General features: G+C 68.8%; 14 protein-coding genes. 8 read left to right on the top strand and 6 right to left on the bottom strand.

Translation table 11 applies throughout. From position 1 onward, the window contains the following. Positions 1–17 precede the first annotated feature (17 nt). Positions 18–902, bottom strand: coding sequence for an alpha/beta hydrolase fold domain-containing protein (locus tag HUN07_RS21965; RefSeq protein ID WP_174912759.1), 885 nt, complete (start codon positions 900–902; stop codon positions 18–20). A 36-nt stretch (positions 903–938) separates the two neighbouring features. Next, a complete protein-coding gene (locus tag HUN07_RS21960; RefSeq protein WP_114718623.1) occupies positions 939–1,328 on the bottom strand; it encodes a winged helix-turn-helix transcriptional regulator in 390 nt (129 codons plus the stop codon). A gap of 118 nt (positions 1,329–1,446) precedes the next feature. Here HUN07_RS21960 and HUN07_RS21955 point away from each other — a divergent pair, with 118 nt between their 5' ends. Then, on the top strand, positions 1,447–2,304 hold the full coding sequence (locus HUN07_RS21955; protein ID WP_174912756.1) for an SDR family oxidoreductase: 858 nt from the start codon (positions 1,447–1,449) through the stop codon (positions 2,302–2,304). Between the two features lie 81 nt (positions 2,305–2,385). On the opposite strand, the gene HUN07_RS21950 is transcribed toward HUN07_RS21955, so the two are convergent. After that, positions 2,386–4,005 (bottom strand): MFS transporter, encoded by a 1,620-nt coding sequence (locus tag HUN07_RS21950; protein ID WP_174912753.1) that lies wholly within the window; start codon positions 4,003–4,005, stop codon positions 2,386–2,388. Positions 4,006–4,212: 207 nt separating this feature from the next. Between HUN07_RS21950 and HUN07_RS21945 the strand changes: the two genes are divergently transcribed. Then, a complete protein-coding gene (locus HUN07_RS21945; protein ID WP_174912750.1) occupies positions 4,213–4,773 on the top strand; it encodes a sugar O-acetyltransferase in 561 nt (186 codons plus the stop codon). Between the two features lie 8 nt (positions 4,774–4,781). Here HUN07_RS21945 and HUN07_RS21940 read toward each other — a convergent pair whose 3' ends face one another. From HUN07_RS21940 to HUN07_RS21930, 3 genes are read right to left on the bottom strand one after another with little or no spacing between them, the layout of a single operon-like run. Continuing rightward, entirely contained in the window at positions 4,782–5,483 is a 702-nt protein-coding gene (locus HUN07_RS21940; protein ID WP_114718953.1) for a GTP pyrophosphokinase, read from the bottom strand. A gap of 28 nt (positions 5,484–5,511) precedes the next feature. Further along, entirely contained in the window at positions 5,512–6,081 is a 570-nt protein-coding gene (locus HUN07_RS21935; protein WP_174912747.1) for a carboxymuconolactone decarboxylase family protein, read from the bottom strand. Continuing rightward, positions 6,078–6,962: an SDR family NAD(P)-dependent oxidoreductase gene (locus tag HUN07_RS21930; protein ID WP_174912744.1), complete on the bottom strand. Its 885-nt coding sequence runs from the start codon at positions 6,960–6,962 to the stop codon at positions 6,078–6,080. The genes HUN07_RS21935 and HUN07_RS21930 overlap by 4 nt, the downstream gene beginning before the upstream one ends. Before the next feature lie 169 nt (positions 6,963–7,131). Between HUN07_RS21930 and HUN07_RS21925 the strand changes: the two genes are divergently transcribed. From HUN07_RS21925 to HUN07_RS21900, 6 genes are all read left to right on the top strand, one after another. Continuing rightward, complete coding sequence (locus tag HUN07_RS21925; RefSeq protein WP_114718629.1) at positions 7,132–7,932, top strand: TetR/AcrR family transcriptional regulator; 801 nt, start codon at positions 7,132–7,134, stop codon at positions 7,930–7,932. A 140-nt stretch (positions 7,933–8,072) separates the two neighbouring features. Next, positions 8,073–9,266, top strand: a complete 1,194-nt coding sequence (locus tag HUN07_RS21920) for an ABC transporter substrate-binding protein (protein ID WP_174912741.1) — start codon at positions 8,073–8,075, stop codon at positions 9,264–9,266. A gap of 16 nt (positions 9,267–9,282) precedes the next feature. Continuing rightward, positions 9,283–10,158 carry a branched-chain amino acid ABC transporter permease gene (locus HUN07_RS21915; protein WP_174912738.1) on the top strand — a complete coding sequence of 292 codons (876 nt, stop codon included), beginning with the start codon at positions 9,283–9,285 and terminating at the stop codon, positions 10,156–10,158. Further along, positions 10,158–11,204, top strand: coding sequence for a branched-chain amino acid ABC transporter permease (locus HUN07_RS21910; protein WP_174912735.1), 1,047 nt, complete (start codon positions 10,158–10,160; stop codon positions 11,202–11,204). Before HUN07_RS21915 ends, HUN07_RS21910 begins: the two co-directional genes overlap by 1 nt. After that, entirely contained in the window at positions 11,201–11,977 is a 777-nt protein-coding gene (locus HUN07_RS21905) for an ABC transporter ATP-binding protein (protein WP_174912733.1), read from the top strand. The genes HUN07_RS21910 and HUN07_RS21905 overlap by 4 nt, the downstream gene beginning before the upstream one ends. Continuing rightward, a complete protein-coding gene (locus HUN07_RS21900; RefSeq protein ID WP_174912730.1) occupies positions 11,974–12,687 on the top strand; it encodes an ABC transporter ATP-binding protein in 714 nt (237 codons plus the stop codon). The genes HUN07_RS21905 and HUN07_RS21900 overlap by 4 nt, the downstream gene beginning before the upstream one ends. Position 12,688 lies beyond the last annotated feature (1 nt).

The raw sequence follows: 12,688 nt of genomic DNA, 5'->3' as shown, positions 1-12,688 counted from the left end.
TTCACCCGCCGCAGAAGCTAGTCCGCGAGAAGCCCGCACAGGATTGTGCGGGCTTTCTTGCCCTCCGGGATCGGGAGCAGCGGGTAGACGTGGATCATCTCCGGCTCCTCGTGGAAGTCCAGTGACAGCCCGGCGTTCGCAGCGAGCGGGGCGAAGCGTCGCGCGTCGACGTTGAGGATGTCGCGGGTGCCGGTGAACAGCGTGATCGGGCCGAGGCCGGTGAGATCCCCGCCGAGTGGGCTCACCCACGGATGGTCGCGGTCCAGGTCGCCGCGGTAGGCGTCGGCGGCCACGGTGAGCCCGTCCGGATGCAGCCACGGGTCCCGCGGCGCCACCTCGAGGATCTCCGGGTGCGAGCCGGTCGCGTCGAGCCACGGGGAGATCAGCGCGGTGTGGGCGGGGGAATCCACGCCGCGGTCACGCAGCGCGAGGGCGACCGCCAACGCGAGCCCGCCGCCCGCCGAGTCGCCGGCCACGATCACCGGCTCGCCCCGCGCCGCGAGCAGTTCGGCCAGGTCCGCCGACGCCGACACCACGTGCTCCGCTGTCCCCCGCGGCGCGAGCGGGTAGATCGGCACCGTCACCGACGCCCCCGCGGACGCCAACTGGCCCACCAGTTTCCAGTGGTGCCGGGTGATCTCCCGGATGTAGGCGCCGCCGTGCAGATACAGCACCCGCGCCGACGGCGCCCGGCCGCGCGGCGCCACCGTGAACATCGGCCAGCCCGCCATCGAGGTGGAGGCGGCGACGTCGAGTGTGCGTCCCAGCGACGACGGGGGCGCGAACGGCTTCGGCTGGGCCTGCAGCGCCGCGATCTCCCGGCAGATGTCGTCGGCGCTCGGGCGACGTCGGCCCAGCAGCGCGATCGCCAGCGGCATGGCCCTGCTGGTCAGGCTCGGCATCGGCCACCCCTTGGTCTCGAGCTCAGTGTCGTCGAATCAGCGCGCGTCGTACCGATTCTGGGCCGCGGTGATGTCCGGCAAGTGCGATTCGAGCAGATCGATGAGACCGGTGAGGCGTTCGGCGATCTGCTCGCCCAGGGGGGTGAGGCTGTATTCGACGTTCGGGGGGATGGTCTCGCGTACCTCCCGGTGTACCAGGCCGTCGCGCTCGAGCTGTTGCAGCGTCTGCGCCAGCATCCGTTCGCTCACCCCGTCCACCCGGCGGCGCAGGGCCCCGAACCGGTACGGACCCTCCGCGAGCGCGGCCAGCGCGAGCGTTCCCCACCGCCCGGTGACGTTGAGCAGTGCGCCGCGCGAATGGCAGCCGCGCGCGAAGACGTCGGCCTCGAGGGTCGGGTCGTCGAAGGGCTGGTCGGCGGTACTCACGACGTCGAGGTTACTACCAGCCCGAACCTCAGTGCTGACAAAAACGCTTGCACTTACGAAAAATAAGTGCATCATGGTGGGTGAACAAATCATTGAAGGTTCAACCCTGGGAGTTCTCATGACCATTGCCGTCACAGGCGCCACCGGACACCTCGGCCGGCTGACCATCGACGCCCTTCTGCGCCGCGGCGTCCCGGCGTCCGACGTCGTCGCCGTCGTCCGTAATCCGGCCAAGGCCGCCGAACTCGCCGGACAGGGAGTGCAGGTCCGGACCGCCGACTACGCCGACCGTGCCGCGCTCGAGACCGCACTCGCCGGCGTCGACAAGCTGCTGCTGATCTCGGGCAGCGAGGTGGGCAGCCGCGTGCCTCAACACATCAACATCATCGACGCGGCGAAGGCCGCCGGTGTCGGCCTCGTCGCGTACACCTCCATCCCGGACGCGCCGAACAACACGCTCCAGCTGGCGCAGGAGCATCAGGTCACCGAGCGTCTGCTCGCCGAGTCGGGTCTGAACCACGTGCTGCTCCGCAACGGCTGGTACTGGGAGAACTACACCAACGATCTCGCCGGCACCGCCGAGCGCGGTGTCCTCGCCGGCAGCGCGGGAGACGGCCGGGTCGCGGGTGCCGCGCGTGCCGACTATGCCGACGCCGCCGCGGCCGTCCTCGCGTCCGACGAGAACCAGGCCGGCAAGGTGTACGAGCTCGGCGGCGACGAGCACCTGACGTATCCCGAACTGGCCCGGGCCATCTCGGACGTCACCGGCAAGCCCGTCGAGTACCGGGACCTGCCTGTGGAGCAGTACCGGGGGATCCTCGAGTCGGCCGGGCTGCCCGCGCCCGTCGCGGCGGTCCTCGCCGACGCCGACGCCGGCGTCGCGACCGGTGTCCTCGATGTCACCGGCGGCGACCTGCAGCGGCTCATCGGCCGCGCCTCCACCCCGCTCGAGACCGTGCTGCGCGCGGCGCTCTGAGCCGCCCGCTCAACGGCTGAAGGGTCCCTTCGCGCGCGCCGGCAGCGCGTGAAGGGACCCTTCAGCTTCGGGGCGGGGAGGTCAGTGCATCCCGACGGCGCCCTCGGTGGGCAGGTCGCCCTTCTTGGCGCGCACCAGGATCACGACCAGCGGGCTGATGATCGCGATCAGCACAGCGGCCCAGCCGAAGGCGTGCGCGTAGCCCGACACCTCGGTGCCGAACACCCAGTCCATCACCTTGCCGACGAAGTCCTGCGCGGGCTGCGGCAGGGCCGCGATCTGCTCGGGCGTGAGCGGCGTCGCGTTCGACAGGTCCGTCGGGATGGCGTCGGCCGGGAAGCCGGGCGGCGGAGTGGGTGCCGGGTTGTCGGCCTGGAACGCACTCTTCGCGGACGCGTACACCGTGGTGAACAGGGCCGTGCCCAGCGCGCCACCCACCTGCAGCGTCGCGTTCGCCAGGGCGCTGGCGGCACCGGCGTCGTGGTTGGGGACGCCGAGCAGCGCCAGGTTCTGCATCGGCACCATCAGCAGGCCCAGGCCGAAGCCGAAGATCGCCAGACCGGGGAACACGTGGGTCCAGTACGAGGTGTGCACCTCGATCTGGGTGAGCATCAGCAGGCCGACGGCCGCGACCAGCGGGCCGACGGTCATCAGCGGCTTGGGGCCGATGCGGGTGGTGAGCTGAGCCGCAATGGTGGACGCGATGACGATGAAGACGGCCATGGGCAGCGAGCCGACACCTGCCATCACCGGGCTCAGACCCATCACGATCTGCAGGTAGAACGTGAGGTACAGCGTGCCGCCGAGGAGTGCAGACCCCACCAGCGCCGATCCGATGAACGCGGCGCCGCGGTCCCGGTGCCACGGAACACTCAGCGGCAGCAGCGGATTCGCGGTGCGCCGCTCGACCAGTACGAACGCGACGAGCGCGACCAGGCCGATGCCGATGAACAGCAGGGTCTGGGTCTCGAGCCAGCCGTGCTCGGCCTTGGTGAAGCCGTACACCAGCGAGCCCAGGCCGATCGCGACCAGGACGGTGCCCGGCAGGTCGTAGCTGGTGTCGCCGTGCGCCTTGGTCTCCTTGACGATCGGCAGCGTGACCGCGATCGCGAAGAGCGCGACGGGCACGTTCACCAGCAGGCACCAGCGCCAGTCGACGTACTGGGTGAGCACGCCGCCGAGCAGCAGGCCGATCGCGGCGCCGCCGCCGGAGATTGCACCGAACACCGCGAACGCCTTGGCGCGTTCCTTCTCCCCGACGAACGTCGTGGTGAGGATCGCCAGCGCGGCCGGCGCGAGGAGAGCCGCGAAGACGCCCTGACCGGCGCGCGCGGCGAACAGCTGCATCCCGTTCTGCGCGAAACCGCCGACGGCCGACGCCACCGCGAAGCCGGCCATGCCGACCATGAACGAACGCTTGCGACCCCAGTAGTCGGCGATGCGTCCGCCCAGGAGCAGCAGCGCGCCGAACGCGAGCGCGTAGCCGGTGACGACCCACTGGCGGTCGAGGTTGCTGATGCCCAGTTCCTTCTGGGCGTCGGGCAGTGCGATGCTGACGATCGTGCCGTCGAGGACGACGGTCAGCTGCGCCAGCGCGACGATGCACAGCACGAGCCAACGGCGCTCGTGATTGGGGTTGTCAGTCGGATTGCTGCTGAGGGGTGCGTCGGGACTCGAGGTCACCTGGACGTCTTGGGACATGCGGTTCCTACCGGATCGGGGCACGGACGACTGTCACGGCCGAACGGGGCGACGTTACCGGCGTCCGCGGGCCCGCGGCAATCGAGTTCGCGACCATCGTCGGAATCATCACAACGGGAGGTCAGCGGCTTGCCGCGGCCGCGGATCTGTGAGCCCGACGGGAGTTTCGTCCGCCGGTCGCAGTCGCGATCGGTACCGTCGGCCACCATGAGCGAACAGCGTGAACGAATGCTGCGGGGAGACCTGTACCGGGACAACGACATCGACCTGGTCGAGAGCCGCAAGTCCTGTCAACGACTCCTCGATCGGTTCAACGCGACCCTGGCGGACGACGACGCGGTGCGTCGTGACCTGTTGGACGAGCTCCTCGGGGGAGTGGGCGAGGGATCGTGGATCATGCCGCGGTTCCAGTGCGACTACGGGACCTACATCCGCATCGGATCGAACAGCTTCCTCAACTACGACGCGATTCTGATGGACTGCGCACCGATCACGATCGGCGACGACGTCTCGATCGGTCCCCGAGCGCAGCTCCTGACCGCGCTGCACCCGATGGCAGACCATGAGGCGCGTCGACAGCGTTGGGAGACCGCGGCACCCATCACGATCGGCAACAACGTCTGGATGGGAGGCGGTGTCATCGTGTGCCCCGGTGTGACGATCGGCGACAACACGGTGATCGGCGCCGGGAGTGTCGTGACCAAGGATGTGCCGGCACACGTCTTCGCCGCCGGGAACCCCTGTCGAGTCGTCCGGCCGCTGCCGTAGGGCGGACGCTAGTTCTGCAGTCGCAGATCGAGTGCGTCGAGCAACTGTGGCGGCACGGTCAGCTCCGGGGGCTCGTCGGCGACACCCTGCTGGGCCCGGAGGTTGGCGAACTCGTCGTTGAGCCGTTCCATCTTCACGTCGAGCCGGTGCGCGGTCTCGGCGGCCTCGGTGAGCTCGGCGAGCAGTTCGGCCGGCACCTCGCGGTTGAACTTGTAGTAGATCTTGTGCTCGAGGCTGGCCCAGAAATCCATCGCGATCGTGCGGATCTGAAGTTCGATCGGAACCGTCTGCACCCGGTCGCTCAGATACACCGGCACCTCGACGATGAGATGCAGGCTCTTGTAGCCGTTGGGCTTGGGGTTGGCGATGTAGTCCTCGACCTCGCGCACCTCGATGTCCGGCTGGCTCGTGATCATGTCGGCGATCCGGTAGGTGTCGGAGATGAAGCTGCACGTGATCCGCACCCCCGCGATGTCGAGGATGTTCGCGCGGACGTCGTCGAGGGTGAGCGGGCACTCGATGCGCTGCGCCTTGCGGATGATGCTCTCCGGCGTCTTGACGCGGGACGTGACGTGCTCGATGGGGTTGTATCGATTGATGTGGGTGAACTCGTCCTCGAGAACCTTGACCCTCGTCATCAGCTGAGCGATACCGAATCGGTACGACATCATGAAGCGGGAGAAATCGGTCCGTAGTTGCTCAGGGTCCACGGACACCAGTGTGCCACCGGTCGGGTGGTCAGAAGTCTGGTTGGATCCGCAGGGCGTCGATCGTGGTGGCCAGGCCGTCGTACTGCGTCACGAGCAGACAGAACTCGACGAGCCGGCGGTCGTCGAGGTGCGCGGCCAGCGCCGCCCAGGTCGGCTCGTCCAGGTTCTTGCTGGTCAGGAGCTGATCTGTGGCCGCGAGCATTGCTCGGTACCGCGGCGACCAGTCCGGGTCGGTGGGGCCGACGAGGATGCGGTCGAGGATCTGCGGGGTGATCCCGGCCTTGCGGCCGAGCCGGATGTGGTGATCCATCTCGTACCGGGACTCCCGCAGGTGTGCGACGCGCAGCACCACCAACTCGATCTCGAACCGCGACAGTTTGGTGCCGGGCAGCAGCATCAGGACACCCGAGTAGTGCAGCCAGCCGCGGAACAGCCCGCCGGTGCGGCCGAGGGTGCTGAAGAGCTTGGCGTCCTTCGTGCCGGAGCCGAGCGACAGGACTCGCCACACCGCCCAGTTGGCCGGCCCGAGTTCCCGGAACCGTCCCGGCGGTACCCGCGGTGCGGTGTTCTTGCCCGTCTTCTCGTCGTATGCGGTCACTCGGCCTCCCCGGCTCGGTCCGGTAGTTCGGTGGTCAGCCGTGCGTGCTCGGTGCGGGCCATGTCCAGGGCCTGCGCGATCCGCGGCTGGGGGCGCAGTTCGATCAATCTCTGGACGAGCATACGAAGCCGCATCGTCGTCGCCACCCAACGCGGCGCGTAGACGCGGCGGCGACGCCCGGCGATGCCGCGCTCGAACGCGTCGACCGCCACCGACAGAGGCACCACGCGGGTGAACGGACCCAGCTGTCCGACGCTGCGGGCGGCCTCGGTGCCGAACCCGATCGCCGTCATGTCGGTGTCGATCTCGGCGAGATACGCGACGCCGACCCGCATCCCGAGGTGTCGCGTCTCGATCCGCAGCGTGTTGCCGAGCGCCTCCACCGCCGCCTTCGAGGCCGCGTACGCGCCCATCATCGGCAGTTGCACGCCGGCGGCGGCGGATGCCACCAACAGGGCATACCCGCCGGGATGCGCGACGTGCGGGCCGGCGGCACGCACCGTGTTGTACGCGCCCAGCAGATTGACCTCGACGGTCCGGTCCATGACGGCGGGATCGCCGCCGAGCAGGGGGAGTTGCGCCGCGACACCGGCGTTGACGACGACGACGTCCAGTCCGCCCAGCTCGTCGACGAGCGCGGCGACGGACGCCTCCATCTGCTCGCGGTCGCGGACGTCGCAGACCCGCCACGGCGCCCCGCCGCACATGGTCGCGACCTGTTCGAGGAGTTCGGGTTCCAGGCCCAGGAGTGCGACGCGGGCGCCGCGCCCGTGCAGCCGCCGGGCCAGGGACGCCCCGATGCCGCGGGCCGCGCCGGTGATGAGCACCCGACGACCCGTCAGCTGCTCTTCCAGTCCCCGCCGCTCACCTGCACTGATCATCGTGACCGCCCAACCCCACCCTCGGTTACTGCTCGGTAGGAAAAAGCTAACATCGCCGGTCGGATCTGTTCGGCAATACGACCGGCCGTGTACCATACCGGCGTCAAGCAAGCGTTCGATCGGTGTCGGATGAGGACTGCATCCGTGCCGCGAAGAGGGGAGACGTCAGGTGGCATCGACCCGACGGGAAGAGATTCTGTTCCACGCGGCGAAGCTGTTCAGCGAGCGTGGCGTCGCGGGAACCACCGTACGGGACATCGCCGACGAGGTCGGCATCCTCTCCGGCAGCCTCTACCACTACTTCGGCTCCAAGGACGCGATCGTCTTCGAGATCGTGATCGCGTTCGTCGACGACCTCAACGAACGCTACGAGGCGGCGATGGTTCCAGGCGAGACCGGACGTGAGCGCCTCGACCACATGGTCGCGGTCTCGTTCGAGGCCGCCGCCGACCACCCGTTCGCCACGGAGATCTACCAGAACGAGAGCGCGCTGTCGTCGCAGCCGGCGGACAGTCCGATCTCCACCGCGGTGCGCCGCGCCCACAACTACTGGGCCGAGGCCATCGCGTTCGGCGTGGAGTCCGGAGAGTTCCGCACCGACATCGACCCCCGGCATTTCCATCGCATGCTCCGCGAATCCGTGTGGTCCACGGTGCGATTCAACCGCGCCTCGCTGGCGCAGGATGCCGAGCGGTTGCGCCACGACCTGATCGCGGTGTTCCTCGACGGCTTCGCCGCCGGCGGGCCCGCCGGTTCGGCGTCGGCCAAGGCCGCCCCGGGCCCGGTCCGCTCGTCGGAGGTTGCGGAGCGGGCTGCGGTGGCCTCGGCGGGGGCTGCGGGCACCGCGGCCGCCGTCGATGCGGTGGATGCGGTGGATGCGGTGAACGTCTCGGAGCTGGCCGACCTGCAGCGCGACGTCGACGAGCTCAAGGAAGCGATCCGCGAACTGCGTCTGCTGCGGGGCAACTGACCTCGGTCTCCATCAGGGGGATCTCCCCGCATTGACTTCCGAATGTGACCCGGGGCATACTTCTGCCCCGAATCGTCAATCAAGCACTTGCTTGATTGACCAAACGCTTGAAGGTCTGGCGGGCGAGACGGGAGTCGGTTGTGAGAATCGGAAGGGTCGTCGCGTTGGCGGTGGCCGCCGCAGTGGGAACGCTGGGCGTGGCGGGGTGCGCGTCCGCGGGTGAGATGTCGCCCGACGAGATCGTGATCGGCCTCGACGAGGATTCGACGGGTCCGGGTGCGTCGTACAGCACCATCGCCGGCAGCACGGTCCGGCTCACCGTCGACCTCATCAATGCCGCAGGCGGCATCAACGGCAAGCCGGTCCGGCTGGTGGTCGAGAACGACGAGTCCAGCCCCACCAAGACGCCGTCGATCATCCGCAAGCTGGTCGACCAGGGCGCGAGCGCGGTGCTCCTCGCCACCGGCTCCGGCTCGGTGATCCAGGCCAAGTCGGTGCTGCAGCAGTCCGAGATCCCGGCCATCGCGCCCGTCGTCCTGTCCGACGCGTTCGCGAACGCGCCGGACAACGGCTACGCGTTCATGATCCCGAACTCTCTCAAGCAGTACGCCGAGGTGTACTGCGGCGCGTTCGAGACGATGGGCTACAAGACGCTCGGCATCATCGGCGACGCCAGCGCCTCGATCGACGGCATCATCAAGACGCTGCGGCCCGCGCTCGAGAAGTGCGCCGACGTCACCGCCGTCGAGAAGGCGCCGGTCGACGCCGCCGACCTCACCGCACAAGCCTCGCGCGTGACCGGGACCAAGCCCGACGCGATCCTCGTCGCCAGCATCGGCGGGCACTTCGAGATCCTCGCGCACAACACGCTCGCGAAGATCTATCCGCAGGCGCAGCGCTTCTCGCTCGCGTCGATCGGCAACCAGCCCAAGTCGTGGGCGCTGGCCGACCCCGGTGCGCTCACCGGCATGGTCTACATGGGCAGCCTCAGCGAGAACAACACGCGCACAGCCGCGTTCACCGAGCAGGTGCGCAGGGTCAAGGGCGCCGACTATCAGCTCACCGCGTACGACGCACAGGCGTACGACGCCGTGATGATGCTCGAGAGCGCGTTCGAGATCGCCGGCGACCACACCGACCGCAACAAGGTGCGCGACGCACTGCAGCAGGTGTCGGGGATCCCCGCGACGTTCGGCCAGGAGGGCCTGACGCTGTCGTACGGCCCCGACGACCACCTCGCGCCCGACAGCCTGTGCGGCCTGGTGCTCGTCGAGTTCGGGCCCGACAACAAGCCCGACGGGCCGTGGGCGTCCTACCAGCCTCCGTGCGGCTGACGAAGGAGACACAAGCATGACTGACGCACAACTCTGGCTCGCCGCTCTCGAGATCGGCGCGTTCTTCTCACTCATCGCCCTGGGTATGTATCTCGTGGTGGTGGGGGCGGACTTCTTCAACTTCGCGATGGGCCCGTACGCGATGGCCGCCGCCATGGCCTGCAGCTTCGTGGTGGTCGACTACGGTGTCCCGCTGTGGCTCGCGCTGCTGCTCGGCCTTGCAGTCGGCATGGCGCTGTCGGTGATCACCGAGAAGCTCGTGGTCCAGCAGGTCCAGAAGCGGTCCGGCCGAGGTGAACTGCCCGCACTGGTCGCTGTCACCGCGGTGCTGTTCGCGGTGCAGCAGCTGGCCGGCACCATCTTCGGCCGCACCCCGCTGCCGGGGCAGAAGCTCTTCGACTTCCAGGCCGTCACTGTCGCCGGCGCCACCGTCGACAGCTCGTCGATCGTGCTGATCGCCGGCACCGCGATCGTGTTCGTCGCGGTCGGTGTGTGGCTGCAGACCTCGCAGACCGGACGGCTGCTGCGCGCGGTGGGCGACAACCCGGAGGCGGCTCGCGTGCTGGGGCTGCCGGTCAACCGGGTGCGTCTGGTGGCGTTCACCGTCGCGGGCCTGATCGCTGCGATCGCCGGACTGTTGTTCGCGTCCAAGGCCGGTGTGCAGTTCACCAGCGGTCTGTCGTGGACGCTGACGGCGTTCATCGCCCTGGTGATCGGCGGTACGGGCCGCAGTTGGGCGCCGCTGATCGGCGGCATGCTGCTGGGCTTCGTCCAGGTGTTCGCGCCGTACTACTTCGGTGCCAGCGCCGCACAGACCGCGATCCTGCTGATCGCGTTGGTGTTCTTCGCCTTCCGGCCGGAGGGCATGCTCTCGAGGAAGGTGCGCGTCTGATGCTGACCGACACGTCACGGAAGTCGGAATCGGCCGCGCCGGCCCGATCCGCGCGGACCAACCGCTCACTGAAGAACATTGCCGTCGAAGTGGGCATCACCCTCGCGGTGGTCGCCGGCGTCCTGCTGTGGATGGGCCCGAGCCTGTACCGGCAGGACCTGGTGTTCCTCGCCGCGACGTACTCGCTGATCGCACTGGGCATGTACATCCCGTTCGTGATGGCCGGCTCGCTGTCGATGGCCTACAGCGCGTACGCCGCGATCGGCGCGTACGCCGTCGCGCTGATCTCGGTGAAGACCGGGCTGTCGATGTGGTGGGGCTGGGTGATCGGGTCCCTGGTGGCCGCGGTGGTCGCGGTGATCCTGGCGCTCGCGACGCAGAAGCTGTCCGGCTTCTACCTCGCCGCCGTGACGCTGCTGTTCGGAATCGCGTTCGAGCACTGGCTGATCGACAGGCCCAGCTTCACCGGCGGCTCCGCCGGCATCTCGGGTGTGGAGGCGGTCACGCTGTTCGGCTGGCAGCCGCCGCGGTACACCTTGGTGGTGCTCGCGATCCTGTTCGTCTGCGCGATCGCGGTGATCGTCGACCGACTTCGCAAGTCGGTGTGGGGTCTGACGCTGCGCGCGGCGCGCGACAACAAGAACGCGGCGCGCTCGTCCGGCGTCAATCCGGCACACCTGACGGTGATCGCGCTGGCGATCGGTGCCGCCATCGCGTCGACTGGCGGCTCGCTGTTCACCGTCTCGGTGCAGGCGGTCACGCCCGAGACGTTCACGCTGAGCATCGTGTTCCTCGCGATCTTCATGCCGATCATCGGCGGTCGCAACAGCGCGTGGGGTGCCCCGCTCGGTGCGCTGATCGTGGTGATCGTGACTCTCAACATGCCCGGCTACCAGGGCAGTGGCGAGCTGCTGCTGGCGATCGCCGTGCTGCTGATCCTCGTCATCGCCCCCGGCGGCGTGATCGGTTGGGTCTCCGCTGCATTCGGTCGTCTCACCGGTTCCACGAAGTCCGGCTCGGTCGAGGAAGGAAGTGATCGCTCATGACCGGCAGCGCGCTGCTCGAGGTCTCCGGGCTCACCAAGAACTACGGCGGCGTCCGCGCCGTCGACAACGTCTCGTTCACCGTCGCGCCCGGTGAGGTCGTCGGGCTCGTCGGCCCCAACGGCGCCGGCAAGACCACGCTGGTGGACTGCATCTTCGGCACGCAGAGGGCCGACGCCGGCACCGTCACGCTGGCAGGTCGGACGCTGACCGGTGCCAGTGAGAAGCGGGCGCGGCAGGGACTGTCGCGCACCTTCCAGCACCCGCAGTTGGCCCTGGAGTTGAGCGCGGTCGAGAACATCGTGCCCGCGCTGTACGGGCGGCGGATGCGCACGCCGCTGCACTCGCTGTGGTGGGCGCTCAAGGGTCCGTTCGAGAACTGGGACGCCACCGGCGACCGTGCCCGCGCCGTTGCGCACGAATACGCGATCGACGACACCACCAGTGCGTGCGGCGAACTGAGCCTGGGCGGCCAGCGTCTGGTCGAGGTGGCACGCGCGATGGCGACCGACCCGCAGGTCCTGCTGCTCGACGAGCCGTTCGCGGGTGCAGACCACACCGGTATCGCCGCAATCGCCGGCGCGGTGCGCAAGATCCAGGCGCAGGGCCGCGGCGTGGTGCTGGTCGACCACAACGTCGATCTCATCGCCGAACTCGCGACCACCGTCGTGCTGCTGGACTTCGGCTCGGTCGCCTTCCACGGCGCACCCGCCGAATGTCTCGCGAGCGACGCGATGCGTGAGGTGTACTTCGGGGCAGGAGAGGAAAACTCATGACCACGCTCGACGTGAAGGACCTGCGGGTCCGGTACGGGTCGGCCGTCGCGGTCGACGGCGTCTCGTTCACGGCCACGCCCGGCACGGTGACCGCGATCGTCGGACCCAACGGTGCCGGCAAGTCCAGCCTGTTCGGGGCCGTCTACGGCTCGGTGGGCGGGACCGGTGAGGTGGCGGTGGACGGTCGCCGGGTCGACTCGATGTCGGCGCTGCAGCGGGTGCGGGAGGGCTTCGCGTACGTCCCGCAGGGCCGGCAGCTGTTCATGAAGATGTCGGTGCTCGAGAACCTCCAGGTGGGCGCCGACCTGCAGGGCCTGAAGAAGGACGCAATCGAGTCGGCGTTCGAGCGGTTCCCGGTGCTGCGTGAACGTGCGCGCAGCTACGCGGGTGTGCTCAGCGGCGGCGAGCAGCAGATGCTGGTGCTCGGCCGGGCACTGCTGTCGACGCCGAAGGTCCTGCTGCTCGACGAGATGATGACCGGTCTCGCTCCGAAGATCGTCGCCGAACTGCGGTCGCTCGTGGGCGATCTCGCAGCGGACGGCGTCACGGTGCTGGTCGCCGAGCCCGCGCTCGCCGCGCTCGAGTCGGTGGTGCAGCGCGGCTACGTGATGCAGCGCGGCCGGATCATCGACACCCGGTCCGATGCGGACTCGCTCGACGCCGCCTACAAGCAGTCGATGGGCCTCCTGGAAACGACGGTGGGAAAGTGAG

This window comes from Rhodococcus sp. W8901 (assembly GCF_013348805.1).
Classification (GTDB): Bacteria; Actinomycetota; Actinomycetes; order Mycobacteriales; family Mycobacteriaceae; genus Prescottella.
Note: the sequence above shows the minus strand (reverse complement) of the source record. Positions and strands in the feature narration are given on the sequence as shown.

Coding starts and splice junctions, on each gene's coding strand:
- HUN07_RS21965 (WP_174912759.1), bottom strand. CDS start 902: ATGCCGAGCCTGACCAGCAGGGCCATGCCGCTGGCGATCGCGCTGCTG.
- HUN07_RS21955 (WP_174912756.1), top strand. CDS start 1,447: ATGACCATTGCCGTCACAGGCGCCACCGGACACCTCGGCCGGCTGACC.
- HUN07_RS21950 (WP_174912753.1), bottom strand. CDS start 4,005: ATGTCCCAAGACGTCCAGGTGACCTCGAGTCCCGACGCACCCCTCAGC.
- HUN07_RS21945 (WP_174912750.1), top strand. CDS start 4,213: ATGAGCGAACAGCGTGAACGAATGCTGCGGGGAGACCTGTACCGGGAC.
- HUN07_RS21930 (WP_174912744.1), bottom strand. CDS start 6,962: ATGATCAGTGCAGGTGAGCGGCGGGGACTGGAAGAGCAGCTGACGGGT.
- HUN07_RS21915 (WP_174912738.1), top strand. CDS start 9,283: ATGACTGACGCACAACTCTGGCTCGCCGCTCTCGAGATCGGCGCGTTC.
- HUN07_RS21910 (WP_174912735.1), top strand. CDS start 10,158: ATGCTGACCGACACGTCACGGAAGTCGGAATCGGCCGCGCCGGCCCGA.
- HUN07_RS21905 (WP_174912733.1), top strand. CDS start 11,201: ATGACCGGCAGCGCGCTGCTCGAGGTCTCCGGGCTCACCAAGAACTAC.
- HUN07_RS21900 (WP_174912730.1), top strand. CDS start 11,974: ATGACCACGCTCGACGTGAAGGACCTGCGGGTCCGGTACGGGTCGGCC.